Annotated in this window: 21 protein-coding genes; 12 read left to right on the top strand and 9 right to left on the bottom strand. The window is 54.3% G+C overall.

Going from position 1 to position 26,996, the window contains the following annotated elements:
- Positions 1-26 precede the first annotated feature (26 nt).
- The 4 genes from H6F59_RS20295 to H6F59_RS20280 form a co-directional block, all read right to left on the bottom strand.
- On the bottom strand, positions 27-2,816 hold the full coding sequence (locus H6F59_RS20295; RefSeq protein WP_190704707.1) for a TIR domain-containing protein: 2,790 nt from the start codon (positions 2,814-2,816) through the stop codon (positions 27-29).
- Between the two features lie 233 nt (positions 2,817-3,049).
- Positions 3,050-4,903: a C1 family peptidase gene (locus H6F59_RS20290; RefSeq protein WP_190704704.1), complete on the bottom strand. Its 1,854-nt coding sequence runs from the start codon at positions 4,901-4,903 to the stop codon at positions 3,050-3,052.
- Between the two features lie 585 nt (positions 4,904-5,488).
- A complete protein-coding gene (locus H6F59_RS20285; protein WP_190704700.1) occupies positions 5,489-7,609 on the bottom strand; it encodes a glycoside hydrolase family 10 protein in 2,121 nt (706 codons plus the stop codon).
- 5 nt (positions 7,610-7,614) lie between these two features.
- Positions 7,615-7,959 (bottom strand): translation initiation factor, encoded by a 345-nt coding sequence (locus H6F59_RS20280; protein WP_190704697.1) that lies wholly within the window; start codon positions 7,957-7,959, stop codon positions 7,615-7,617.
- A 240-nt stretch (positions 7,960-8,199) separates the two neighbouring features.
- Between H6F59_RS20280 and H6F59_RS20275 the strand changes: the two genes are divergently transcribed.
- Positions 8,200-8,943: a succinate dehydrogenase/fumarate reductase iron-sulfur subunit gene (locus H6F59_RS20275; RefSeq protein WP_190704693.1), complete on the top strand. Its 744-nt coding sequence runs from the start codon at positions 8,200-8,202 to the stop codon at positions 8,941-8,943.
- A 61-nt stretch (positions 8,944-9,004) separates the two neighbouring features.
- On the opposite strand, the gene H6F59_RS20270 is transcribed toward H6F59_RS20275, so the two are convergent.
- Positions 9,005-10,039 carry a WD40 repeat domain-containing protein gene (locus H6F59_RS20270; RefSeq protein ID WP_190704690.1) on the bottom strand — a complete coding sequence of 345 codons (1,035 nt, stop codon included), beginning with the start codon at positions 10,037-10,039 and terminating at the stop codon, positions 9,005-9,007.
- Between the two features lie 181 nt (positions 10,040-10,220).
- Positions 10,221-11,438, bottom strand: coding sequence for a DNA double-strand break repair nuclease NurA (locus H6F59_RS20265; RefSeq protein ID WP_190704687.1), 1,218 nt, complete (start codon positions 11,436-11,438; stop codon positions 10,221-10,223).
- A 139-nt stretch (positions 11,439-11,577) separates the two neighbouring features.
- Here H6F59_RS20265 and H6F59_RS20260 point away from each other — a divergent pair, with 139 nt between their 5' ends.
- From H6F59_RS20260 to H6F59_RS20225, 8 genes are all read left to right on the top strand, one after another.
- Positions 11,578-13,137, top strand: coding sequence for an N-acetylmuramoyl-L-alanine amidase (locus tag H6F59_RS20260; protein WP_190704683.1), 1,560 nt, complete (start codon positions 11,578-11,580; stop codon positions 13,135-13,137).
- A 6-nt stretch (positions 13,138-13,143) separates the two neighbouring features.
- Positions 13,144-13,944 carry an aminotransferase class IV gene (locus tag H6F59_RS20255; RefSeq protein WP_190704680.1) on the top strand — a complete coding sequence of 267 codons (801 nt, stop codon included), beginning with the start codon at positions 13,144-13,146 and terminating at the stop codon, positions 13,942-13,944.
- 165 nt (positions 13,945-14,109) lie between these two features.
- Positions 14,110-15,951, top strand: coding sequence for an ATP-dependent zinc metalloprotease FtsH3 (gene ftsH3 / locus H6F59_RS20250; RefSeq protein WP_073610447.1), 1,842 nt, complete (start codon positions 14,110-14,112; stop codon positions 15,949-15,951).
- A gap of 314 nt (positions 15,952-16,265) precedes the next feature.
- Complete coding sequence (locus H6F59_RS20245; protein ID WP_190704666.1) at positions 16,266-16,925, top strand: hypothetical protein; 660 nt, start codon at positions 16,266-16,268, stop codon at positions 16,923-16,925.
- A 9-nt stretch (positions 16,926-16,934) separates the two neighbouring features.
- Positions 16,935-17,261, top strand: coding sequence for a hypothetical protein (locus H6F59_RS20240; RefSeq protein WP_190704663.1), 327 nt, complete (start codon positions 16,935-16,937; stop codon positions 17,259-17,261).
- 2 nt (positions 17,262-17,263) lie between these two features.
- Entirely contained in the window at positions 17,264-17,542 is a 279-nt protein-coding gene (locus tag H6F59_RS27730) for a GIY-YIG nuclease family protein (protein WP_190520908.1), read from the top strand.
- Between the two features lie 265 nt (positions 17,543-17,807).
- The gene (locus H6F59_RS20230) at positions 17,808-18,107 is read left to right on the top strand and encodes a YbjQ family protein (RefSeq protein WP_190704659.1); all 300 of its coding nucleotides are present in this window, start codon (positions 17,808-17,810) and stop codon (positions 18,105-18,107) included.
- A gap of 50 nt (positions 18,108-18,157) precedes the next feature.
- Complete coding sequence (locus tag H6F59_RS20225; protein WP_190704655.1) at positions 18,158-18,598, top strand: YbjQ family protein; 441 nt, start codon at positions 18,158-18,160, stop codon at positions 18,596-18,598.
- Positions 18,599-18,633: 35 nt separating this feature from the next.
- Here H6F59_RS20225 and H6F59_RS20220 read toward each other — a convergent pair whose 3' ends face one another.
- Positions 18,634-19,257, bottom strand: coding sequence for a TMEM165/GDT1 family protein (locus H6F59_RS20220; protein ID WP_190704651.1), 624 nt, complete (start codon positions 19,255-19,257; stop codon positions 18,634-18,636).
- 403 nt (positions 19,258-19,660) lie between these two features.
- Between H6F59_RS20220 and H6F59_RS20215 the strand changes: the two genes are divergently transcribed.
- On the top strand, positions 19,661-20,281 hold the full coding sequence (locus tag H6F59_RS20215; RefSeq protein ID WP_242021593.1) for a cytochrome b/b6 domain-containing protein: 621 nt from the start codon (positions 19,661-19,663) through the stop codon (positions 20,279-20,281).
- 232 nt (positions 20,282-20,513) lie between these two features.
- Here H6F59_RS20215 and H6F59_RS20210 read toward each other — a convergent pair whose 3' ends face one another.
- Positions 20,514-21,536, bottom strand: a complete 1,023-nt coding sequence (locus tag H6F59_RS20210; RefSeq protein ID WP_190704647.1) for an isochorismatase — start codon at positions 21,534-21,536, stop codon at positions 20,514-20,516.
- Between the two features lie 410 nt (positions 21,537-21,946).
- On the opposite strand from H6F59_RS20210, the gene H6F59_RS20205 reads away from it, so the two are divergent.
- Entirely contained in the window at positions 21,947-24,178 is a 2,232-nt protein-coding gene (locus tag H6F59_RS20205) for a PhoX family phosphatase (RefSeq protein ID WP_190704643.1), read from the top strand.
- Between the two features lie 209 nt (positions 24,179-24,387).
- On the opposite strand, the gene H6F59_RS20200 is transcribed toward H6F59_RS20205, so the two are convergent.
- The gene (locus H6F59_RS20200; RefSeq protein ID WP_190704639.1) at positions 24,388-24,645 is read right to left on the bottom strand and encodes a chlororespiratory reduction protein 7; all 258 of its coding nucleotides are present in this window, start codon (positions 24,643-24,645) and stop codon (positions 24,388-24,390) included.
- A 326-nt stretch (positions 24,646-24,971) separates the two neighbouring features.
- Between H6F59_RS20200 and sir the strand changes: the two genes are divergently transcribed.
- Complete coding sequence (gene sir / locus H6F59_RS20195) at positions 24,972-26,912, top strand: sulfite reductase, ferredoxin dependent (RefSeq protein ID WP_190704636.1); 1,941 nt, start codon at positions 24,972-24,974, stop codon at positions 26,910-26,912.
- Positions 26,913-26,996 lie beyond the last annotated feature (84 nt).

Raw genomic sequence — 26,996 nt, 5'->3', positions numbered from 1 at the left:
CCTGCATGACTTTTTGGCAGCAATTATCACTGTAGAGCTGGGCCTGTTGTTTCAAGACTCCAAGGGGTGATCCCCTGGCAAAGGTTTCGGTCGCTATCGGCAACATTCGGATTGTTTTGCAGATAGCCCGTCAGCCAGCTACAACTCCACGGCACTAACTTTTCTAGACTGAGGATACTGAGATCCCAAATAATTAACGTGTTGTCGTCACTACCCGTAATGACCTTTGAGCCATCGACGTTGAACTGAAGGGTTCTAATACTGGCATCGTGGTTACCGATGGTGGCGATGGCTTCACCCTGGGAACTCCAGAGACGAAGGGTGCTGTCTTGCCCAGCAGAGGCAAATTGCCGACCATCGGGACTAAACTGCACCGCATACACTTCGCCCTCGTGGCTTTTCTCTAGAAAGCGAGGTGCTGGTTCATTCAGTGGCCAGAGGCCGATGGTGCGATCGCTGTTGGCAAAAACCAAAATTTGACTATCAGGGTTAAAGCTCAGATCATAAACTGTGTTAGCACTCTCATAGGTATGAATCAGTTCGGCTTCCGCCAGTCGCCAAACTTTGAATGCACGTACGCCACCGGCCGCTAAAAACTGGCCATCGGGGCTGAACTCAACCACAGAAGCATTAGCACCTAGCTCAAAGGTCTGCTGAATTTGCCCGTCTAACCCACGAATTTGGATTAGGCCATCATCGCTAGCCGAGGCAATGGACTGGCTATTGGGACTAAAAGCTACTGCATTGATCGATTTTCCCTGACGACCAATGACACCCCTGGCTTCTCCCGTTCCACTCCATAATTGCACCAGGCCAATCTGGGAAGCTATAGATTCTTGCCCTACCGCTGCTATCCAGCGACCATCGGGGCTTACTGCTACATTATTGATCCGATCAGAGGTTGCTTCTAGGGTTTTTATAACTTCCCCCTGGGGAGACCAAAGCTTTAACGTGCCATCTTGACTACCTGAAATAATCTGCCCCGTTTGAGGATTAATTCCTACATCATTAATGCTATCGCTATGGCTCTTTAATTGTTCTATCCAAGGGTTGTCCCACTGCCAAAGACGTATGCTCAGGTCATCGCTGGCCGAGACGATTGTGGTGCCATTGGGGCTAAAAGCCACATGGTTGATATAGTCTTGATGCCCCGGCAGGCTAGTTACTAACGTGCCATCGCGCCGCCAAACGCGGACAATGCGATCTTGCCCGGCAGCCACGATAAATTGACCATCGGGGCTAAATTTAACCGAACTCAAGGCTCCATTGGCAATAGGCTGTAACCGGCTGAGTAAATTCCCCTCAGGTGACCAAAGAGTAACGGTGCCATCCTTACTTGCCGCTGCAATCGCTGCGCCATCAGGGCTAAAAGCCACATCAAGAATACCGTCTTCAGTTTCTATAGTCTTAAGTAACGTGCCATTGGTTTGCCAAACTCGAATAGTGCTATCGAAACCGCCCGAAACCAACGTGTCGGTGACTGGGTTGAAGCTCACACTTGTAACTGGCCCAGCATGACCTGTTAAAGTTGCAAGCGAAGTACCATCCTGCCGCCAAATCCGAACGGTTTTATCGGCACTGGCGGAGGCTATTTTTTGGCCATCAGGGCTAAATCGCACAGAAGAAACCCAATCCCCATGGCCTTGCAGTGTTCTCAGCAGTTCTCCCGCCGTACTCCACAGGTAAACCGTATCTTCGCCACCTGCCGCCAGGGTTTGCCCGTCTGGGCTAAAGCTCACATCCGCTAGACCACCACCGTCTGGCCCCTGAAAAGTATTAATTAGTATTCCATCAGGTTGCCAGAGTTTGACGCTTCCATCTAGGCTGGCTGAAGCCAGTAGCTTGCCATCAGGGCTAAACTCAACTCCGTAAACCCAGTCGCTGTGGCCTTCCACAACATTACGCTCCTGCACTCGATACACGGCTTGGGCTAGCGCTGAAAGCGTTTCTGCTCGTAAGGGTCCCCTAATCCATTTCGATTTTTGGAGCTGAAGAGTTGCCCTTAACCCCTGCTGTAGAGACTCGAAGGGGGTCTTGAGGGCCAAACTAGCAATAGACGCATAGTTCAAAGCCGTAATTTCTTGAGAAATGGCCTCCCGCTTGCGCGTCTCGGCCAGCAGCCCTAAAGCAGAGACTATTGTCAGCGCTACTATCGCCGACCCTAAAACAATTCTCTGATTACGCATGTCGCGCTTTTGTCGATGGGTTTCGGCTACTCGGCTGGTAGCCACAAAGTCTCGCTGGAGTTGGGTTAAAGCTGGGGATAAGTTTGATTTTTGATACAGCCAGGTTTCAACAGATTCTAGATTGCTGCCTCGTAGTAGAAAGCTGTTATCCCGTTGGTGATGAACCCATTCATCTGCTAGCTTTAGAAGCCGAGTATGGGCTTTGACGTAGTCTAAGTCTCGATCGAAGGCGAGCAGCAACTCTTGAAAAGATTGCTCAAAGCTATGATCGCCGATGAAACTTATCCAGTTAATGCTTGATAGGGAAGCTGGAACTTTACAACCGCTAGTTTTCTGGCAAAGGATGGGTATTAATCGCTTGTTAAATGAAATCGCATATTCCAACTCCTTAAGGCATTCTTTGGAGACTAAGGAGGCCGGACTCATCACAAACAAAAAGTTATTGGAGTCTAAAATTCCTTGACGAATTTCCTGTCGCCATTCTGACAGAGGCAAGATGTCCTGCCAGTCAACCCAGTAGGTGTGATCGCACGCTTCAAGACGATTCGTCAATTCCTTGACAAACTCCTTATCTCTACGAGAGTAGGAAATAAAAACATCTGCATTTATTTCCGATTTTTTGATTGTCATAGAGCTATAAAATCAAGAAAGCTGCCTAAAGTCAAGGTCGAGGTGCCGGAAGTGCACCATTAGTCAATGAGAGAAAAATCAACGCTCTATATTCTTGGATTCTGCGTTGTCAATGTCGGCATGAGCCAAAAGCTTTGCAGAGCTTGCCCTTGAGCCGGAATACGGACTATTGAAGGCCGAGAAAATTTCTCTGGCGAGATTATGATGCACTTCTGAGGCGCTGTTTGTTATAGTTAATTTTTAGGAGGACCTTTTGGCAGCTTTGCTCCCCAAGAGGAATCAAGGCCAAAATCTCCGACTTCAACCCACTCAGAATTTAGTAATGACCACCAGTCGGTAGCTAAACCTTTCATCACAAACTCGTAGGGAAGCCAACCATAACCCTCATCACCCCAATCTTTTCCGTAGGAGTTTTGAAATAGAAAAGCCTCCTTAACATCGCTGTAGCCGACCACTAAAACGGCATGTCCAAAAATCTCTATGCCATCATTATTTATTTTTTGATTCGGGTTAGCTTTAAACTTGCTAAATGCTGTAATTATCTCTTCTGCCGGCAGCAATACCCTCCCAGATTCATCGTTGTTTCCAAATTCATAGAGGAATCCACATACAGCTGGAAAGCCAGCTGCCAAAACGGCTTTTATCTGAGTCAAAATGAGGTCTTCTTTCTTAGCTTCACCCTCCACACCGTTTCCGTTATCTAAATCAAGGGAGTCGAGCCTAAAATACTTTATGGTTTGATAGCTCTGAGCAAAGGCATAGCAAAATGGGGGCGGCTCATCATTAAAGTCTAAAATATCTACGTCGTAGGGCCAATACCGTTCAAGCGGCGCTCCAAACAATTGCAACGCCTTCAGCGTTTGACGAATAGAGGCCCCAACGTCAAACATAGCAACTAGGAATTCATTAATCTTTTCTTCCTTTATATTTTCAACTATTTTACGGCGCTGCTCAAGGAAGTTAAGTGATAAGTCATCCAAGGTATTTAATAAAGCTTCTGAACGCTGATCAACATCGACTTCCTCAGCCAAAAGCCCGTCTTTTAGTATTTCTTTTAATTTTCTTCTGTCTGCTTCTTCTTGCTTTCTGAGATGTCGAGTAACTTTGTAAAGAAACCGGGCCGACAACGATACAGGTGTAAAGTCGGAGGTGGGCCGATCTGCAAGCCTGTTTTGAAAATATTCAACTAATGCAGCCACAGCATGGCTAGTACAAGAGTTGAATTCCTTCTGAAGCTTGACCGGAGAACACCAATAGCTCAGGTCGACAATATCCGGCAAAATATAATTTTGAACGGATTTTTCTCGAAGCTGGCTAGATAGGTTGCCGTTTAGAGGAATGCGAAGCGGTGGTACCTTGTCTACTGAATTTTCCCCGTGTTGAGTATCAGAGGGTGAACTTCCTGCTATTCCTGCTTTTGGCAATCCTTCTTTGTTAAGCAGATTATACATGGTCACCGGATTTATCTCGATGATATTTTCCGGCCTCAAAGTTTTGAAAGACAGATCGGATTCAAAAGATGATTGATTGCTTAGCTCTTCAACTTTTTGTTCTAAAGCAAGGCCTCTACCATGCTTGGCCATAGGTGCCATCTGATGAAGAACTTGCCGAGCTTTTATCAAATCTTCTTCATTATATTTGCTGAATTTTTTTTCGTTGGAGTTGTCCGTATTAATGATTTTATTTTCAATAAAAAGATCAAAAGCTTTAGGACTGATAGGGGGAATCAAAGGAATTAGAGAGTCAGACTTCTTAGCGTTTGGGTTTGGGCTGACACCGATTAGATCAATACCAGCGGTTAGGCCGCGTGAAATAATTTCGACATCCTTACGCAGATAAGAAATAGCTTCTCGAAGTGGAATTTTAACTCCTTTGACTTTGATCGGTATATTTTGAAAAGACTTTCCTACCCTAGCAAGCGGAGTGCCACTGAGAGGATTAGATGTTGCCTCAAGAGATTCAAGAAAACTGTCAAAACCTCTCAAAATTTGAATTTGCCTAACTAAGGCATTAATTTGATCAGTTTTGAGACTGTAGTCATTAATATCAGGCTTATCTGGCAACCAACCTGTCAGTCTTTTATCCATTTTTCGTACTCCACGATAGTTAAAAGAGCTTGCTAATCAGGGTCAAGTCTAATTTTTAGTGTGTGTACTGTTTATTGTCCCCTTGAGGTGGACTGAGGGCTGTTTGTATGCACATATTGTTTCTGATCTCAACATTTTCACTTAATGTATAGCTTATTGAGCAAAATACAACTTCAATATTAGTACAAGATATGGTAAGCATCTCAAACATTCTGGTTTAAGATGGCCAAACTCAAGGCGATTACAAGGCAGATGATAGATCTAGTCCTTGCGGTGGGCTGAAAAGTTGTGCTTTAAACTAGGTGATCAGCGATGATCCTTTGTTATGGCTGTAGCTACTGTTACGCAGCTTGTCCGAGCACAGCGTCCATAGTATCGCGTAGGTTTGCTGAGACAAGAAGTTATCTTCGAAGTCGACGTTTCAGCTATGCCCAGCACTTTTCTACTCAATTGAGGTTGGGTCAATGAGGCGGTAAACGCATCAAATGATAGCCCTACAACTCAAGCAGCTCTGCTATCTTCCTGCTGTATTTCAACAAACAGTCAGATTCAGTTCTATACTCACTGTCGTCCTAACCGAAATAGCTACAGACTGGGGCGCGTAGCTGGTCTAGCAAAAGCTTGCTGGAGTTTGCCAATCCGCTGCTCGGCGGTCTCTGGCGGTGGCGAAATCCACAGCGACTCGTAGAAGAAGAACGACATGCCAGAGTAGGCGCGATCGCGCACCGCCGCCATCTGGTCAGTAATGAAGTCCATCTTTACCGGAGCCGATCGCAGACCGCTGAGAATGCCAATGTTCACCGGAATTTTGCGCCGCGCCGCCTGGATCGAGGGTTTATTCATCTCCCACATAAAGCGGTTTTGGTCGCTGCGATAGACCTGAATCACCAGCTCATCGACAATGCCTCGGTTGACCCAGGTGGGCCAGTCTTGCAGGTAGTTAGTAAAGGCAAACGGGTAGGGATTGGGCGAAATCGACACCACTGCATTGGGCCGCCGCGCCTTCACCAGCTTGTGAACCTCGGCCAAAAAGTCGGAAATTTTGTCGGCCCGCCAGGTCATCCACTCGGCATCTTGGGAGTCGTTAGGCGGAGCCTGACCGTTGTGCTCAGCCCGGTACAGGTTGATGGTGAAGGGGTCGTAGCCGAAGTCCACCGGCAACCCTAGGTGGTCATCGAACTGAAAGCCATCTACCTCGTAGTTCGAGACCAGTTCGTTAATCAGCTCTAGCTGAAACTTCTGCACCTGGGGGTGAAACGGGTTCATCCAGCGGCGCGGAATCACGTTGCCCTCCATCCAAATGCCGGGGTCGTTCACCACGTCAGGGTCAGGAAGAAAGTCGTCTTGGGCAAGCCATTGGTCGGCCCGGTGCTTTTCGCGAGCCAGTTCCCCCGCCTTGGGGGCATCCAGCGCGGGGGGTAGCTTGGCAGCCTGTTTAGCGTCTAGACCAGCGGCCAGCTTAGGCACATCCCCCGGACGCCTGGAATCGCGGGGGGCAAGGGGCTCTGCCTCAGAGGGCTCTGGCTCAACTCGCTTTTGGGTAAACCAGTCGGGGTGGCGGCGGTAGAGTTCGTAGTTGGCGGGGGCCATGAAGCCAAACTCAAACCAGGGCACCACGGCCATGCCCCGGGCGTGGCCCATGGCGATCGCCTCCCGCATCATGTCGCGATCGCTTTCGCTAGCGGGGCCGGGCGCGCGCAGATCGCCGTAGAGGTGCTGACTCACCCCTAGCTCGCGCCGGGCGGTGGCGCTGGGGTAGAGGGTATGGCCATAATTCCACACCACCGGATAAATCGTGTTGAAGTTGAGGTCGGCCAGACGGGTTACCGCCGCCTGCAGCACCTCCGTGGAAAACAGCACCTGGCTATCCACATTAGTCAGCCACACGCCGCGCGTCTCGCGGGCGGGCGGGGCCACGGCAGGAGTCTGGGCTTGGACCACCCAGGCAGGGTCAATCGTCTGGCGCAGGGCAGGGTTCGGTGCGGCGCGGCACAACAGAGCTGCCGCTTCGCCGCGGGTGAGTCGCTGGGTAGAGTTGAGGCGGTTGCTCTGGGGATAGTTCACCACCACGCCCTGGGTGAGGGCAGTGGCCACCCCTTCGCGAGCGTAGACAGGTACCTGGCGGCCATCCTCTAGGCTAGCGTTGATGATTGTGTTGGCAGCAATTTGGTAGCTGCCGCCCAGCTTGGTAGCCAGGGCCATAATGCCCTCGGCCCGAACCAGAGGGCGATCGCGCTGAAAGTAAGCATCGGGGTAGTGGGCTGCCACCGTGGGCGCGGTCTGAGCCCCCAACGCCCGCTCTAGCGGGTTAGCCCATTCCTGAGCTGGCCCTGCAGGCGAAATCAGGTTCAACAGCGTCACGTAGTCGCCCCAGAGAATCGGGTCATCTGGGTAAAACAGCCCTCTGGCGTCGGGGGTAACCAGGTGCTGTTCAGCCAGGGCCGTGATGCAGTCCTTTGCCCAGTGGCTTTGAATGTCAATGGGAATCACGGGCCGTGGGAGAGCGGGCTGCGGCAGGATGGGCCTAGAATCCGCCTCGCCACCTAACTCCTGCTTAGAGCCAGTAGCCTGAGCCGCTACCTCAGACGGAACTGTCGCTGCCGCCTTAGGCAAAAAAGGCGTTAGCCCTGAGCCGCCCAATACCAGAATCAGCGCCGCGCCGAAACCTAGCAGCGATCGCCGCCATCCCCTACCCATCTTGCCCATACCCTTCAACCTCCGCTCCGTTTGGCCTGATAGCCCTTGGCCACCAGGAGTTCGACTAGCTTTTGGGCATGGTCGCCCTGAATTTCAATAGTGTCGTCTTTGGCGGTACCGCCAGTGCCACACTGAGCCTTGAGCTGCTTGGCCAGGGCCGTAAGCTGGTCGGGGCTGTGCTGAAACCCGTTGATGATGGTGACGGTTTTACCGCCGCGCCCTTTGCGGCTGACCTGCACCCGCACGGTTTGCTGATTGGGGGCGCGATCGGGCACGCCCCGTGCCATGGGGTCAGTAGGGCCAAACTCACGGTAGGCGTGACGGTCACTTCCAGAACTATTGCCAGCCTTCTTGCCCATAGCTGCTTTGTTAAAACTGCATGATTTATACCACTGGCGGGGGCAACTCGGGGCATTGCAGTAGGCCAGTTCCCAGGAAGAATGGTTCGGGACCAGTAACCTCACAAAAGTCATTAAATCCATCCCCAGATCCCAAAACGTGCAGGCAATAGCCTTCTAAGCGAACTTTAGAAAGGCGTCCGCCCGATGGGAGGACTACACTAGAATTAGCAGCCTTATTCCCCCCGCAGCAGCCTTCCCATGCAACTTCACCTCAAGGTTTGGCGCCAGACCGATGCCAGCACTCCTGGCCAGTTCCGCACCTACACCGTGGCCGATGCCCACCCCGATATGTCGTTTTTAGAGCTGCTCGACGTGCTCAACGAGCAGCTAATTCACGCGGGCGAGGTGCCGGTGGAGTTTGACCACGACTGCCGCGAGGGCATCTGCGGTTCCTGCGGCGTGATGATTAACGGCAAAGCCCACGGTGGGCTGCCCCAGACCGCTACCTGCCAGCTCTACCTACGCCACTTTAAAGATGGCGACGAAATCACTGTCGAACCCTGGCGGGCTAAGGGCTTCCCCGTCATTAAGGATCTGGTTGTAGAACGGGCCGCGCTCGATCGCATCATCATGGCCGGGGGCTACATCTCCGTCAAAACCGGCTCAGCTCCAGAGGCCAACGCTATCCCCGTACCTAAGGCCAACGCCGATGCTGCCTTTGACTACGCCGCCTGCATCAGCTGCGGGGCCTGTATCGCGGCCTGTCCCAACGCCTCAGCCTCCCTATTCACCGCTGCCAAAGTAGCTCACCTGGCCTTGCTTCCCCAAGGCCATCCTGAACGTCACCAGCGGGTGCTAGCCATGAGCAACCAGATGGCCGCCGAAGGCTTTGGCGACTGCTCTAACCACGGCGAATGCCAGGCGGTATGCCCCAAAGGAATCTCGATCGATGCGATCGCATCCATGCGCCGAGAGTATGTGCGAGCGACGGTAGGCCTTTAGAGTTTTGAGTGTTGAGTTAAGCACCGCATTCAAAACTCAAAACTAAGAACGCTCCAAACCATCACTCTTCTTGCCAAATACGAACGGTGCCATCCCATCCGGCGCTGACCAAGGTTTTGCCGTTGGGGGCAAAATCTACTCCCCAAACCCAGCCCTCGTGGCCATGCAAAATGGTCGTTAGGCGGCCCTGCTCCATGTTCCACAGGCGAATGGTGCTGTCGTTGCTGGCGGTGGCCAGCAGCTTGCCATCAGGGTTAAAGGCGAGGCTGTTGACCGGGGCCGGGTGGGCCTTGAAGCAGGTAGTCTGGCGGCCGCTGTTGAGTTTCCAAAAACGCACGGTGCAGTCAGCGCTGGCGCTGGCCAGCAGCCAGTTGTTGGGACTGGCTGCCACCGCCAGCACCTCGCCGGTATGACCCGTGAGCACGTGGTTGTGTCCCTTACCCTGAATGCGGTAGAGGCGAATGGTTTGGTCTTGGCTGCCGCTAATCACCGTAGTGCCATCGTGGCTAACGGCGATGGAGCGTACCCAGTGGGTATGGCCATTGAATTGGTGCACAAGGGTGCGATCGCGCAGCCGCCAAACGCAAATTTTGTGGTCTTGGCCGCCGCTAAATAGGTACTTGCCGTTGGGGCTAAAGGCGACGGCCCGCACCCAGTTGGTGTGCCCCTCCATCTCGCCCCAGGCTTCTCCGGTAGTGAAATCCCATAGGCGAATGGTGTTGTCGTTGCTGACGCTGGCAAAGCAGGTGCGATCGGGGCTCACGGCGACGGCCCGTACCCAGGCTCGATGGTTGTCGATCACCCGCATGGTGTGACCCGTAGCCAGGTTCCACACCCGCACGGTTTTGTCACCGCCGCCGCTGACGATAAAGTTGCCGTCGGAGCTCACGGCTACCGATCGCACCCAGCTGCTGTGGCCCGTCAGCACTCGCGTGCAAACCCATTTGGTGGCCCGGCGCGGCGGCACAGCGGCCGTGCCCTGGTCAAGGGCAGCGGCCATATCCACCAGTTCAAAGGCAGAGGGATCGCCATCCGGATCGCCCTGAGAAAGAGAGTCGGGGGACTGGGGGGGCATGGCAAGGGTACGCATCGGCATAGAGCTCTATCGGTCGTTGGCGACGGCAAACGCAGACGCAGACTGACCCCAGCCTGCAAATTCACCGTCGACTACACCCTGACAGCATCCTATTCCGAAATACTGCTTAACATAGGTTTTGACCGCTTGGTTTACCGATCGGTTTGTTATGGGTTTTTGAAGGTTTTTAGAATAGTCAGGCTCAGGCAATGCTGCCGCGCTTGCGGGCTTCTTTGTAGGAGGTGCCAACATTCTTGAGCCCGGCACGAATCATTTCTTGCTCAAGTAAGGCAAAAAAACGGCTGCGATCGCCCCCCTTAACCACCGCCTGATTGTGCGCTTCCGCTAGCGTCACCGGATACCCATACCCTTTTTGCACCTGGGTGAGCACCATTCTGAGCGCCATTTCACACAGCGCTTCGTCTGCCATCACCCACTGGGGCACTTCCACCCGCGCCACTTCAGGGCCGACATTGAGATAGCAAAAGTACACCCGATGGTCGCCGTACAGATCCAAAATGCTGGCGGTGCTGCGCCAGAAGGGGCTGCGTTCCCCAGGGGCTAGTTCTGTCGCCCAGAATGTCGCATCCCGCAGCGGCAAAAACCGACCGCAGGGGGCTCGGTCGGCCTGGTTGCCCTCGTCGCTACTGCAATGAGTTTGGCAATCGGGCTGCAAAAACGGGCAAGCCGCAAACCGCAAAAAGTTCATCGCTTCGCCGCTGCGGCTGGCGCTGAGATAGCCCACCAACGGTATGTTTTGCCGCCGCAGCCGCTCCCACGAGTCAAGGATGGGAAGGAGAATGCGATCGCGCGCCTCTCCCGGCAGCGCCTCCAAAAACCAGTAGATCAGCGACCCATCGACTAAAGCCAGCACAGGCACCCTGTCTGCTCTGGAGTTGGCTTCAACTAGGCTATTGTGAACGGCTTCCCCCACTTCGGCCAGCACCACGGCCTCGGCCACGGTGCGGCGATGGCCCATCCATTCTTCGGTGCTGATGCCCCACTGACGCGACAGGTAGAGATCTTCGGCGCGATACACCACCTCTGGCAGGCTATCGAGCATTGGAAATCGGCTCTGGCCGTAATGGAGCACGACGCGGCCCACATTAATTAAATAGCAGTAGGCAATCTCGTGGTGGCTGGGGGAAATTTGCGACCCGTCGGTAGCGATGACGGTGTGGGCCTCGGGGGCGGCAGCGATGACGCTGCGAACGGTGAGGGCTTCAGTGGGCTGTGCGGCGGTGAAGGGAGCGCGATCGCCCCAAATTTCGGCCTTGGCAACCAAATCGGGCTGATGGGTGGCGGCGATCGCCAACAGCTGGCGGGCTGCCGTTATGCGCTCTTGGGCGGCAGCAGCCTCCTGGCTAAGGTGCTGGCTAATGCCCTGCATCTGCCGGGCCAGCTTCATCAGGTCGAGCATGGCAGAGTCAATTTGGTACGCTCATACTAACATCCCCTTTCAAATTTTTCGCTAGAACCTATGGCCTACGGATGCCACTTCGGTTCTCATCGTTATACTGTCGGGTGGCTTAGGTCTTGGTCGTGTTTTGGTCGTGCTTATGGAGTCAAGATGGCTCACCTTAGGGCTCACCTCAGGAGCGTTAGCAACTCTGGGTGCCCTAGTTGTGGCTGCCCCCGTTAGGGCTGCAACCCTGCAATATTGGTGGTTTGATGCTGAAACCAATCAGCTAGTGTTCACCACCGACGGCCAAGTGCAGCCTCGGGCTCAACTGCTGGTTAACCCCACCCGCATCGTGGTTGACCTGCCCAACACCCAGATGGGCAGCACCAATGCCAACCAGTCCGTAGGCGGTGCCGTGCGAGAAGTGCGAGCGGGCCAGTTCGATCGCCAAACCACCCGCCTAGTCATCGAGCTTGCGTCCGGCTACAGCCTGAACCCTCAGGATGTGCGGGTTCAAGGGGTTCGCCCCAACCAGTGGGCGGTGCAGCTGCCCACCCTCAACCAGGGCGCGGCGCCAGCCTCGGGGGCTTTACCACCTCCCACTGCCACGGCCAATCGAGTGCAGGGCAACACCGGCACTGGCGCTGGCTCCATTCTCAGTGGCGTGGTCACCACCGGCGACGGCTTCCTGGTTCGGCTCAGCGGCACGGCGCCCACCCCCACGGTGCAAATTACCAGCGACGATGCCGACAACCGCTTTGCCATCATTGATTTACCTAACACTGCCGTAGCGGGCAACCTGCGCCCCGATGACTTGCCCAATTACCGCTACAGCATCATTGCCTGGGACATTGCCCAGCAGCCCACCAGTCCCCCATCTACCCGAATCACCCTACGGCTCGCCCCCACCAGCCCCGACTGGCGCGCCTTGCGCAACAACAGCGGCGTGATTGTGCTGCCCCCCAGCGGCGTGCCCATCAGCAGTATTGCCGACGAACCGGCTCCCCTAGCAGCGGTTCCAGCCAGGCTACCTCAGGCCCAAACGCCCCAAGCCCAGACACCACAAGCCCAAACGCCTCCACCCCAGGCCCAAACGCCGCCCAGTTCCCCACCGCCCAATCCCACACCGCCGCCTACGCGCTCTGCAGAGCCACTGCCCTCAGTGCCGAGTGGCCGAGTGGTTGTAGCCATTGACCCCGGCCACGGCGGGCGTGACCCCGGAGCAGTGGGCATTGGCGGTCTGCAAGAAAAGCAGGTGATTTTTCCCATTTCCCTGCGGGTGGCTGAGCTGCTCGAAAGCCAGGGCGTTGTCGTGGTGATGACTCGACGTGAGGACGTTGCTGTCGATTTGCAGACCCGAGCCGACATCGCCAACCGCGCCCAGGCGAATCTATTTGTCAGCATTCACGCCAACGCCATTAGCCTCAGCCGCCCCGATGTCAACGGTATTGAGTCGTACTATTCCTCCGAAACCGGGCGCAGGCTGGCGGCTACTCTCCAGGCCAGCATGCTAGCGGCAACAGGCATGCGCGATCGCGGCGTCAAACAGGCCCGTTTTGCCGTGCTGCGCCAAAGCACCATGCCCGCCACCCTACTTGAAATTGGCTTTGTTACCGGCGCTCAAGATGCCCCCCGCCTAGCTGACCCCGCCTGGCGCGAATCCATGGCTCAGGCGATCGCTCGCGGCATTCTGCAATATATTCAGCAGGGGCTGTAGCGGCGAATGGCCTACTGGTTCGACGGGCAGCTCTGCCAGGGGAGCGATATTGCCCTCGCCGTCAACGACCCCGCTCTCATCTACGGGGCCACGGTGTTCACCACCCTGCGAATTTATGACCAGAGCCTTGACCATCCCCTCACCCACTGGGTGGCTCACCAGCAGCGTCTAGTTCATGGCCTGACCAATTTTGGCTGGCCCAGCCCCGATTGGGGTAGGGTGCGGCAGGGGGCTGAGGCATTGTTAGAAGACCATCCCGTTTTGCGGATCACCTGCCTCCCCGACGGTCGCGAGCTGGTGACCGGGCGCAGTCTGCCCTCAGACCTAGAGACGATGCAGACCCAGGGCATTGCCGCCTGGGTGGCGCGGGGGGAGATGTTTGGGCGATCGCAGCCCGCCTACAAAACCGGCAACTACCTTGGGGCCTGGCTGGCCCTACAGGCTGCCCAGCGGCACGGTGCACGCGAGGCCATCCTAGTGAATGCCCTAGGCCAATGGCTAGAAACCAGCACCGGCAACCTTTGGGGCTGGGCCAACGGTCAGTGGCATACCCCCAGCTTGGCAGCCGGCCTATTACCGGGGATAGTTCGTTCCCATTTGATGGAACATTTACGGCAGCAAGGGGAACAGGTCAATCAATCCCCCTGGCCGCCGGGGGTGATTCAACGCTTTGAGGTGTTGGCCCATAGCAACTCAGGGGTGCAGGTAGTACCTATTCACACAGTTTTGGGCGATCGCAGTAAACTGGAGGTTAACCCACAGCACCCGGCCCTAGCGGCTTTGCGGGCTGCATTTAGCGAAAATTAACCCCTATCCCAATTATCGATTAGCCCATTCTCACAGATGACGTTAACATAAGTTAATATCTCTCTAATCTTGCGGCTTATTTAAGCATTAGCCCCAAATTGGTTTCATTAGAAACGGTTTCTAAGCAACAGTTCATCCCAAGAAGTAAGTGGAGGCAATAGCCCGGTGAACAAACGGTGGAGAAATGCAGGTCTATATGCCCTGCTGGTCGTTGTAGTCATTGCCCTGGCGACCGCAATTTTTGATGGCTCTGGCCCTGAAACCCAGACCTGGCGCTATAGCCAGTTTTTAGACGCGGTGCAAAATAACCAGATCGAGCGCGTCAACATCAGCGCCGATCGCACCCGCGCTCGCTTCACAGACCCCGAGGGTAACGGTCAGATCATCGTTAACCTGCCCAACGACCAGGAGCTAATTAGCACCCTGGAAACCAACAACGTTGACATCGTTGTCATGCCCCAGAGCGACGACAGCGTCTGGGTTCGCGCCTTTAGCACCCTGCTGATTCCCATTTTGCTGCTGGGGGTGCTGTTCTTTGTGCTGCGCCGCGCCCAGAGTGGCCCTGGCAACCAGGCTATGAACTTTGGTAAGTCCAAAGCCCGCGTGCAGATGGAGCCTCAGACTCAAGTCACCTTTGGCGATGTAGCTGGCATTGAGCAGGCCAAGCTAGAGCTGACCGAAGTCGTTGACTTCCTCAAGAATGCCGATCGCTTCACCGCCGTCGGTGCCAAGATTCCCAAGGGCGTGCTGCTAGTTGGCCCTCCCGGTACCGGTAAAACCCTGCTGGCCAAAGCCGTAGCCGGTGAAGCGGGCGTGCCCTTCTTCTCCATCTCCGGTTCTGAGTTCGTCGAAATGTTTGTCGGTGTGGGTGCCTCCCGCGTCCGCGACCTGTTCGAGCAGGCCAAGGCCAACGCTCCCTGTATCGTGTTTATCGATGAGATTGACGCCGTTGGTCGTCAGCGGGGCGCAGGTCTCGGCGGCGGCAACGACGAGCGTGAGCAAACCCTCAACCAGCTGCTCACCGAGATGGATGGTTTCGAGGGCAACACCGGCATTATCATTATTGCCGCTACCAACCGCCCCGACGTGCTCGATGCGGCCCTGCTGCGCCCCGGTCGTTTTGACCGCCAGGTGGTGGTCGATCGCCCCGACTACGCCGGTCGCCTCGAAATTCTCAACGTCCACGCCCGCGGCAAGACCTTCTCTAAAGATGTCGATCTGCAAAAGATCGCTCGTCGTACCCCTGGCTTTACCGGGGCCGACCTGTCGAACCTGCTGAACGAGGCCGCTATTCTCGCCGCCCGCCGCAACTTGACCGAAATCTCCATGGATGAGGTTAACGATGCGATCGATCGCGTCCTCGCTGGCCCTGAGAAGAAAGACCGCGTCATGAGCGAAAAGCGCAAAGAGCTAGTCGCCTACCACGAAGCCGGTCACGCCCTAGTTGGTGCCCTCATGCCCGACTACGACCCCGTGCAGAAAATCAGCATCATCCCTCGCGGCCGCGCCGGTGGTCTAACCTGGTTTACCCCCAGCGAAGATCGCCTAGAGTCAGGACTTTACTCCCGCTCTTACCTGCAAAACCAGATGGCCGTAGCCCTCGGTGGCCGCATCGCTGAAGAGATCATCTTCGGTGAAGAGGAAGTCACCACCGGTGCCTCCAACGACCTCCAGCAGGTCGCCCGCGTTGCCCGTCAGATGGTGACCCGCTTCGGCATGAGCGACAAGCTCGGCCCCGTCGCCCTCGGTCGCCAACAGGGAAACATGTTCCTGGGTCGCGACATCGCCGCCGAGCGCGATTTCTCTGAGGAGACCGCCGCCACCATCGACTCCGAAGTGCGGGGTTTGGTTGACCAGGCCTACACCCGTGCCAAGCAGGTGCTGACCAACAACCGCCACGTGCTCGACCAACTGGCCACAATGCTGGTGGATAAGGAAACTGTGGATTCTGAAGAGCTGCAACAGCTGCTTGCCACCAACGATGTGAGCATGGCATCAATTGTGTAAATCACGTTGAAGTTTGCGTAGTTCATAAAAAGGGGATGTCCACTGGGCATCCCCTTTTTATATAACTCTTGTAGGCCGTTGGGTATTGCCAACTAACTCATTCCCGAACAGGCCACCTAACAATGCTTTAGTAACCAGCTACCTGCTGAATGCTATGTGTGGTGCTTCATTTTGCTGATTTGACTAGCTCACAAGATATCGATGTTCAATTTTTGGTGATTGTATCAAGATCCACCGAAGAATATTGATCCTAAAAGATTCATGGGTAGAGTACAAAGAGAAGCCTATGACTGTTTCGAGTTGAGGAATGAGCCTTGGGTACTGAGAACGATGAGTATAAAGCTGGTCTCCGCAAGCGCGTGAAATTAACGAATCCTGAACAGCTCTACGATGTTCAGGATGGGAATGGATCCCAAATACCATACGATTTAGCGGATGGTCGGCAGCTATTCAATCACTACCGCCATCGAATGACGAACTATGATCAGGTGTTAGATCAAATTCGTTCAGAGCAGCAAGGTCAGATCACTGGCAGGCAAGAAAAGCAGGTTGCGGTAGCAGCGGCAGAAAATATTCTGCAAAAATATCGTGATGAGCACGTCAAAGTTATTCAGGACAGCCAAAAGAAAGGGCAAGTACTTAAGTCTCTGTTTGAGAAGGCTGGAGTCAGTACAGCATCGGCTCTGTCGCAGTTATTAGATTCGTGGTCTGAAAAGATCAAGCAGATTGGACATTTAGAAAATAGTCAGCGCTCTCTACAAACTTGGAATGATACTTACCGGGTACAGCGGGAATTAGTGAAGGCTGTACTGAAGCAAGAAAATGCCTCAAAGGAAATTCAAGAAAAAGTTAAGCTTATTTATAGTACAAAGTCATCTAATAAGGCAATTGAGTTGGGATCTGATCTATTTAATATCGAGAAGTCTGAAATTTTAAAGTTAGTTAAAACTGTTGTCCACTACACCAAGTTGTAAGGGGGCAGTATGAAAATGCTTGAGGTTAAGCAAGAAGTTTACAAGCTGACTAAGACAGGAACAACTCAAGAACTCAGAAAAGGGCATCCTGAACTAACAGAAGGACGCGACCTACGATACAAAGCTCATTGGGTAACAATTTTAGAGCAAGTCCGTGCTCTGAAACAAACGCTCGACATAAGTCTGACTGAGTTAGAAGAGTCCGAAAAAATGCTTAAAGGATCCCTACTCACGGTTGGTGCTATAGCTGGATTGACGAAAGATGAGATAGAGATTGATTGGAAGCGGATTCAGCTAGAAGCTCAAATAGCAGATATTTATATTGAGGAGTTGTAGTCATAATCTCTCTTAGCCAGCTATCACTGCTGCCTAAAACAAGTGGCATCTACCTGGTTCTTCATCAGGATGGTACTGTTTTGTATGTTGGCCAGTCTAAAAACCTTTACCAGCGTTGGAATGGAGGCCATCATAAGCTTGCTCAACTTGTAGCCAATTATGGCAACGATATTTATATTCACTGGGTCGAAGTACCCGAATGGCTATTAAATCGTGCTGAAAGCGCAGCTTTTGATTCTTATAAACCTGTTCTCAATTTAAAGTCGCCTCCGATAGTATAGCGATCTCCTCATCATGGGAATGGCAGATTTTTCTCTTCAAGTACATATTTTTTTGTTTTCCTAATAGCAATCTGAATTTTCAGAAGCGCTAAGCACGGGTTTCAGTGTTGTAATTTTGGATTCGCTAATAGCTTGCACCATGGCTTTTCATCAAGGCTATGTGTAACGGTTTGCAAGCAATAGTGGGCAAACCGTTAGGAAACATCGACGCCGCTGATCGCAAAGGCTAGGGTTGTCGTTGTTTTATAGAGCCACAGCCCGCGAGATGACCGTTCAACCTCGATCTTCTGCACCTAACATTATTCTCACCAACATCGAAACCGTTCCTGGCAAAACCATTACGCAGCATATGGGCTTGGTACAGGGTAGCTCCGTGCGAGCCAAACACATCGGCCGAGACATTGCTGCTGGACTCAAAAATATCGTAGGCGGCGAGCTCAAGGGCTACACCGAACTGCTGCAAGAAGCCCGCGAAGAGGCCACCAGCCACATGGTGCAAGAGGCCCAAAAGCGGGGCGCAAACGCCATTGTCAACGTCCGCTTTGCCACTGCATCGCTAACCTAGGGCGCAGCAGAACTGTTTGCCTACGGCACCGCCGTGCGGGTTGAATAGCTATGGAGGAGCTAATTGTTTTTGCGGTATTGCTAGGGATCGGCTACTTTTTTGGTACCCGAACTGAAAAGCAGCACTTTCGTCAGTTACAGCAGCGAGAACAGGCTATTCAAGGGCTGATGCTCAGCACTGCTGGGGCTAAAGTGTCTCTGCCTAAAGCCCATCAGGCACAACTATTCACCGGCAGCGTAGTCATATCATCCGACTTTTTTAAGACGTTCATCGCGGGGGTATTTAGTTTCTTTGGCGGACGCATCACGGTTTACGAAAGCCTGCTTGAACGGGGCCGCCGCGAAGCCATATTGCGGATGGAAGAGTCAGCCCTGAGCTGGGGCGCAGACCAGGTTGTCAACATCCGCATTCAAACCGCTGAGCTGAGCAGCAACAACGGCCAAGGCGTTATTGCCATTGAGGTGATTGCCTACGGCACAGGCGTTCGCTAGCCTGCTGGGCAAGTTGGCCTCACCGCTAGCTTGCCCTAAACCATTTCCGCGGCGGCAACTAGGCCAAAGATGACAAATAACAGCCCGCCAACGGTTGTCAGCCAGCGCTCTGAAATGCGGCCAGCAACGAGTTTGCCGCAGGCAACGGCGATCGCAGCACACACCGCATGTCCCAGGGTTGACCCCAGCACCACGCCCACCGGATGGTTAGCTGCAGCCAGGGCAATGGTGGCAAACTGAGTGCGATCGCCCCACTCCGCCACAAAGGTCAGGCTAAAGGATTGAATCAGCACGGCTTTGATCGACCATTTTTTGACCTCAGCCTCACTTTCTTCGACGGCCTCTAGGGCCTCGGCCTGCTCATCGGCCAGGCTACCGCCTCCGACCATACGACTAGCGTCGTACAGCAGCTTGAGGCCAAATCCTAGAAACAGGGTTACAGTTAACCCCTGAACGTAGTGCTCAGGAAAAATAGTGACGGCCTGACCGATTGCTACCGACAAAACCGTCATGACAAATAGCGCGGCTGTAACCCCCACGAACACCCAGCGACGAGGATGCCGGGTGGCTAAAATCATGCCGATAAAAAAGGTTTTATCCCCTAACTCAGATAGGGTGATGAACAGTAAGCCAGCGGTAAATCCGGTCAGTGGATGCATGCTCGTCTCCAGGATTATTAAGCCTGAGCGGGCATGATGGATGCTCACAAGAACTCCACCAAGCCCACGTCAGTTGTGGACTCAGTGAAGGTCTCGCTTGCGAACGCACAGTTTTACTTCACAGTGCTAATTCACCATCTGAACCAGGCTCATCGCCAGTATGTTGATTCAGACGATTGGGTTAAAACCCAAAGCTACTCCCCTTCATGACTTAAACCATATCACGAACAGGGGATTTGAGCCTAATTAAAAATACTGATCAGAACTATAAGAAATAAACTCTTATTTCATAATTTAATCATTTTTGAGGTGACTCTATTTCACTTTTTGTTCATCTTCTGTTGTTTGCCATGGAAGTATTTTCTGACCTATCATATTTCTCTAATGAATAAAATTACCTCGGTTGGCGAGTGAAATGTCTAAATTAATTCCTTATCAGCCTTTGGTTTTAAGGCTTTTACACGGCATCGCTGGCTTGCTAGCAATTAGTGCCTTGATTACCGGCTTTCTGGTTTACAACACCTATGATGGTCGATTTGGCTCTATTCCTTTGCCCTTACTGCCAGATATTCAAGGCATTCATGGTACGTTTGGTCTCTTCTTTTTGCTGATATTTCCCGCTCTGGCCATCTATAGCTTTCATTGGGGATATCGGCGATTGTTGTTTCCTGACTTTTGGTCTCGACTTACCCATCAAGTGGGTAAACCCGGCTGGTGGGTCAATCTTCAGCGACTCTTAAACACCGCCATGCTCCTAGCCGCTACCTTATCCGTAGTGACCGGCAGAATGATGCAAGAGGCCTGGTTGCCCGCTGGCGAACTGCACCACGTTTGGTACAGGCTACATCTGACGGCGTGGCTAGTGCTGCTAATAACTTTGTTGGGCCATATTGCTATGGGCCTCAAGGTCGGCGGAGTGCCCTTGCTGCTTTCAATGGTTCAAACCAAGTACCGTCCTGAAGAATCGCCGTACCTATGGATAGGATATCTTCGAGAAAAATTCCACGAGCGATTTGGGCGTTAAATATAAATTAATAATTTTTAAAGACTTGTATCTATGAAAAGAACAAACGCTCCGTTGAAGGTTGTTGAGTGGGTGGTAATCGGTGGCATTTTTGCTGCATTTATTTTGCCGTTGTTAACCTATTTAGCTGAACTGTAGCGGCTGTGCAGTCGCTGAGCAGCAGGCCAAATTAGCAATCGCCACTATCCAAATTCACTCATGCCATAACTCAACGGCATTGCTCGATCGCAGGCTAGGGCCAGTCTGCGATCGCCGTGGTTGACTGCACCCGATGCATACCAGCCTCGGCAAAGCGCTGATAGGTGTCTTCGGCTTGATCAGTAAAATCGACCACGCCGGGGACAACCACCGCAGAGGCACAGTCGTCAAGCAGGTAAACTTTTTGGGCCAGGGCAGGGTCAGTGGCCTCAATGTCGCTCAATAGGTCAGCCACCGTCCAGGCGACGCAGTGACTTTTGGCCTGGCCAGCGACAATTACCCCATCAAACTCCAGCAGGGTTTGAATAAGGGGGGCATTTTTTTGAGCGATCGCCTGTCCCTGACTATCCTCCATCACCTCAGGACTGAGCACCGAATAATTCTCCGTGAGGGGATTGCTGCCCTTCAGCTCAAAGCGGGTCTGACTCTGGCGGGCAATGGTGTGGAAAAAACAGGCCTCTTCGATCGCCGGCACCAGTGCATGACCAATGCCCCCCAGCATCGAGTGGTAGGGCCAAACGGTGAGGGGATACTTACCCCGGTCATCCAGGGTTTTGGTGTAGTGTAGAGCATACTCTTGCAGGTCGCGGGAGGCGGTGAGATTGGCGGCGATCGCCGGGTTGACCCGCCACTTGCCCTGCACCACATCGTCGTAGTGAATCATAGTCATCGGCGGCGGATTTTCACCCTCAGCGTCGACCCAAAATAGGGGATGAAACACCTGCATCGCCTGATGGGTATCGAGGGTAGCGGTGATCGTGGTGATCTGCCCTAGATTGCGGTAAATAAACTCGCCCAGGCGGCGGTTATCGTCCACAGCTCCCTGGCCCGATCGCCCGCCCACAAACAGCTCAAAGCCCGGAATGCAGAAGGTGTTTTGTACATCGATCAGCAGCAGGCAGAGGCGACGATCATCCTCGGCAGCGGGGGCAATGTGATGGGCTTTGGCCCAGGCTTTGGCCTCAGCGGCGCGCTGCTGATAGGGCACCGACCACACCTCACCGACCCGGCTGGGGTTATAGAAATCGGGCACTGGCAGCAGGGCTGAGTCGGTCATCGGCTTGGGGCTCCGCAAACTATCACAGGTCAGATGCTCTAATTTTATGCTCAATAGCGGAGGTGCGGCACTGGGCGGGGGCTTGTGGCTTATTAAGCTTCATATATGCCATGGCTCACTGGTTAGTTAAAGGCATTGCTAGATACAGGTATGAATAAAACTACAACGTCTCTTGTAGGGGCAAGCTGCCGTTTTCCCTGGCGATGTGCTTTCTGTGGATGGCAACAACAATCAAAAAACTTGGACTTTCTTAGTCTTTTCTTAAACCTTTTTTAAGGTGTCATCTAGCCAATTGATTACTCTTCTTTCACTATTTCTTAAATAATTGCTAAACACTCGTTAAACTCGTCGTTACCAGGGCCACATAACATTTTCTCGTTACTCAAAAAAGCCGATTGGGAGCCCTGACCATGGCAAAGAAGCAAGATATCCGCACCATTCTTAAGAAAGTGGTCAACTTTGAGGATGAAAACCACAACCCCTCAAACAACGACTCCTTCAACCAGGTTTTAGACCGCGCCCGCCTAGGCCGCCGGGGATTTCTCAAGGGCAGCTCATCCTTAGCCGCGGCCGCCATGCTGGGGACGGGTTTGGCCTTTGCAGCCGACTCCACTAAGCAGACTCAAAAAGCTGCCAAAGCCGCTACTAATTTGCGCTTCAACTTTAGCCCCGTAGCCAAAAGCACCACCGACACTTTGGTTGTGCCTGAAGGCTACACCGCTCGCGTACTCTTGGCCACGGGCGACCCGATTAAGAGCAACGTCACTCCCTACAAAAACGACGGCACCGACAACGACTTTGAGGTGCGGGCGGGTGATCACCACGATGCCATGCAGTACTTCGGCATGAACCGCGCCGGCAATGGCTGGGATCCAAACAGCAGCGATCGCGCCCTGCTCTGTATCAACAATGAAGTCTGCGAAGATCTGGGTTTTGTGCACCCCAGCGGCCCTACCAACTACGGCCCTGAGAGCACTGAGGCCCGCCCCGCTATTGAAATTGACAAAGAAGTTGCTGCTCATGGGGTCACCATCGTCGAAATCGCCAAGCAGGGGTCTACCTACGATCTCAACCGCGACTCCCGTTTCAACCGCCGCATTACTGCCACCACTACGTTTGAGCTCGCTGGCCCCGCTCGCCGCAGCCCCATGATGGCCACGGCCTTTTCGCCCAGCGGTCAGCAAACCCGTGGTACCCTCAACAACTGCGGCCACGGCTACACCCCCTGGGGTACCTTCCTCAGCGGCGAAGAAAACTGGGCCGGCTACTTCAACCGCCGCGAAGACGATGCTGTCCGCACCGCTAAGGAAGTGGCCGCCTTCAAGCGCTACGGCATTGGTGGGGCCACCTCGGGTCGCTACAACTGGTCGCGTGCCGACGCCACTGGCAACACCGACCTCTACAAGCGTTGGGATGTTAGCAAAACCGCTAGCCGAGCCGAGCAAGATTTTCGCAACGTCGCCAACACTTTCGGTTGGGTAGTCGAAATTGACCCCTTTAACCCCAACGCCACCACCAAAAAGCGCACCGCCCTGGGTCGGTTTGCCCACGAGGGCTGCTGGTCAGCTACGCCGGTAGCTGGCCAACCGCTGGTGTTTTACATGGGCGACGATGCCCGCAACGAGTACATTTACAAGTTTGTCACCGCCGCCGCCTGGGAGCCACGGGACGCCAATCGAGGTGCCGTTGCGGGCGACAAGTATCTTGACGAGGGCACACTGTACGCGGCGAAGTTCAACGATGACGGCACTGGCGAATGGCTGCCCCTCACCCTGGATAACCCCAACATCGCCAACTACGCCAGCTACGACTTTGCCGACCAGGCCGATGTGGTAATCAACGCCCGCATCGCCGCCGATGCCGCCGGAGCAACGAAAATGGATCGGCCCGAGTGGGGCGGGGTCAACCCGGCCACTGGCGAGGTATACATTACCCTGACCAACAACGTGTCGAGCAGCAACGGTCGGGGTGTCAAAACTCCCCTAGATGCCGCCAACCCCCGGTACTATGCCGAAGAAAAAGAAACCACTATCAGCCAGGGCAACGTTAACGGCCACATCATTCGCTGGCGCGAGTCGGACGACACCCCCGCCGCCATGGCCTTTAACTGGGATGTCTACCTCTTTGGTGCCCAAGCCGACGCAGGAGAGAATATCAATTTGTCGGGCCTGACCGCCGAGAACGATTTCTCTAGCCCGGACGGCATTTGGTTTAGCCAGGCGACACCCGGTCTGCTGTGGGTGCAAACCGATGACGGCTACTACACCGATGCCACCAACTGCATGATGCTGGCCGCCCTGCCGGGGGCTGTGGGCGACGGTGAGTCTAAGATGGTGACCAACAAAGCGGTGCCTAGCAACGCCAATGCCGACCAGCAGGTCAAGACCTACGTGGGTCAAGCGGCTAGCCCCACGGTGCTGAGTCGATTTTTGGTAGGGCCGCGCGACTGTGAAGTCACCGGCATTACCGAGTCACCCGATGGCAAGGTGATCTTCGTCAACATCCAGCATCCGGGTGAGAGCAGCGAGTCGGTCACTGACCCGGCGCAGTTTACGAGCCACTGGCCCGATGGCGGCACCGCTCGCCCTCGCTCAGCGACGGTGGTGATTACCCGCAACGACGGTGGCAAAATCGCTGTTTAGCTAGTGATAGCCGATTCCTGATGCTGTCTGTTAGGGCAGTATCAGGCCAGTAGTGGCGCAGAGGGGAGCTTGGCTAACACCACGTTCCCCTTTGTTCCGCAGCAGATTGTCTTGCCAAATCCTGTTTGCTTGCGCTTAAATCCATCTGGGCAAATGCCGTTTGCCCCTATACCTGCCACCGTTGAGCTGAGTTTTCTGGTTGACAAACTCTATTTCTCTAGACGCACGACATACCACTGCATGGCTTCACCGGGGCTGAGCTCTAGCTCACAGGCTGTATCACGCAGGTGTAGAGCCTGCTCGGCAACGGTAGTGAAGCGCTGAAGGTCGCGGGGTAAATCGTGCTGGCGATCGCTCAGCAACTCCGTCAACCGCTCTAGCAGTTCCTCTGGGGAAAGAAATTCTTCGGCGGCGCCGGGCATGAGCACGACGAACATCTCTTCCTGGTACATAATGACATCGGGCATGGTGTTGCTCCTGGGGGATTTAGTTTGATCCTAAACGGATTGGCTCCCTTGGACGGCGGTGGCGATCGCGTTTGTCCACCCCTCCCTAAACCTTTCAGCTCAAACGCTTCAAAAGCGGACAGGAGTTCTAAAGGAAACTGTGAACTTCCGTGGGTAAATCGCCCGAATCTTTGGATCCGATGGTAGGATAATGAAGCATTCACCGAAATCCCGACCGGATTACCGGTGAATTTTCGCTTTTGTCACTGTCCGAGCTTTCCGGGAATAGGCCGCTCTGCGGTGCCATTGCCTGGATTTTTCTGTTTTAACGGTTATTGCCTGCCGCTATGGTTCAGACTCCTATCAAACCCAACTCCGCCGCCCCTGGGCCTACCCCCTCCAAAATGGAGGGCATTAAAGAGAACAGCCGCTTTTTGCGCGAGCCCGTAGCCAGCGAGCTGCTGCAAGACACCACGCACTTCTCCGAACAAGCCACTCAAATTCTCAAGTTCCACGGCTCGTATCAGCAAGACAACCGCGACAACCGCGCCAAGGGCCAAGAGAAGGACTACCAGATGATGCTGCGCACCCGCAACCCCGGCGGGTACCTTTCTCCGGAGCTATATCTGACCCTCGATCGCCTGTCCGATGAGTACGGCAACGGCACCCTGCGGGCTACCACCCGCCAGGGCATACAGCTCCACGGCGTGCTGAAGCAAAACCTCAAGGCCACCATTGGCGCGATCGTGCGCAATATGGGCTCTACCCTAGGGGCCTGCGGCGACCTCAACCGCAATATCATGGCTCCCCCAGCCCCCTACAAAAACCGGCCCGAGTACCGGCTGGCCCAGGAATATGCCAACAACATCGCCGACCTGCTGCGGCCCCAAACCGGAGCCTACTACGAAATTTGGCTGGACGGTGAGAAGGCGGTTTCCGTCGAAGAGCACCCCGACGTAGTGGCGGCCCGCCAGCGCAACGGCAACGGTACCGTCGTGCACAACAGCGAAGAGCCGATCTACGGCACCTACTACATGCCCCGCAAATTCAAATGCGCGGTCACAGTGCCTGGCGACAATTCCGTTGATGCCTACACCCACGACGTCACCCTGGTGGTGATCACTGATCGCTCTGGGCAGCTCAAAGGCTTCAACGTGCTGGCTGGCGGCGGTTTAGGCCGCACCCACAACAAAGAAGAAACCTTCGCCCGCACGGCCGACGAAATTGGCTACGTTGACAAAGCCGATGTCTACGACCTGATGAAGGCGATCGTCGCCACCCAGCGCGACTATGGCGATCGCCACGATCGCCGCCACGCCCGTATGAAATACCTAATCCACGACTGGGGCGTCGATCGCTTCCGCCAGCAGGTTGAAACCTACCTGGGCAAGCCCCTGAAGCCCTTTAAAAAGCTGCCTAAGTGGACCTTCTATGACTACCTAGGCTGGCATGAGCAGGGCGACGGCAATTGGTTTGTCGGCATTTCTGTCGAAAACGGCCGCATTATTGACCGCCGCGAGGGCATTCAGCTCAAATCAGCGCTGAGGGAGATCGTGCAGCGATTCCACCTGCCGATGCTGATCACCCCCAACCAGAGCGTACTGTTCTACGAGGTCAAGCCTGAAGACAAAGCCGAAATTCAGGCCATTCTCACCCGCCATGGGATAGCGAAAGAAACCGAGATCGACCCTCTGGTGCGCTACGCCATGGCCTGCCCTGCCCTGCCCCTGTGCGGCCTAGCGGTAACTGAGTCAGAGCGCATTATGCCCACGGTGCTGGGTCGTCTGCGTGCCCTGCTCACCAAACTGGGCCTGGAAGACGAACACTTTGTCGTGCGCATGACCGGCTGCCCCAACGGCTGCGCCCGCCCGTACATGGCCGAGCTAGGCTTGGTGGGCAGCGCTCCCGAGTCGTACCAGGTGTGGCTGGGAGGTTCTCCTAACCAGACGCGACTGGCTCGCCCCTACCTGGAGCGCCTCCACGACAACGATGTCGACACCACCCTAGAGCCGCTGTTTGTGTTCTTCCGCGACGGGCGCAAAAAGGGCGAAAGCTTTGGAGATTTCTGCGATCGCGTCGGCTTTCAGGCCCTGCGGCAGTTTTCTGCCACCTATAACGCCGACCAATATACTCCGCGGCACACCAAAGAGGGGCGGCACCGGCTGAGCATTTCCCACGATTTGTTCATGACCCTGCAATCCACCGCCGACAAAGAGGGGCGACCTATGGCACAGGTAATGGCCGATGCCCTAGCGGTATATCTGCAAAAGCCGGTACCTAGAGACTAGTGCGAAAAAAAGTGGGGTGGATCATACGATTCACCCCTTTTTTTTGCAGAATTGAGCGTCAAGGGGTCAGATGCCTATTGGGTT

It is taken from the genome of Nodosilinea sp. FACHB-141 (assembly GCF_014696135.1).
In the GTDB taxonomy this organism is placed as follows: Bacteria; Cyanobacteriota; Cyanobacteriia; order Phormidesmidales; family Phormidesmidaceae; genus Nodosilinea.
The sequence above is the reverse complement of the archived record's forward strand: the minus strand, read 5'-3'. Positions and strand labels throughout refer to the sequence as shown.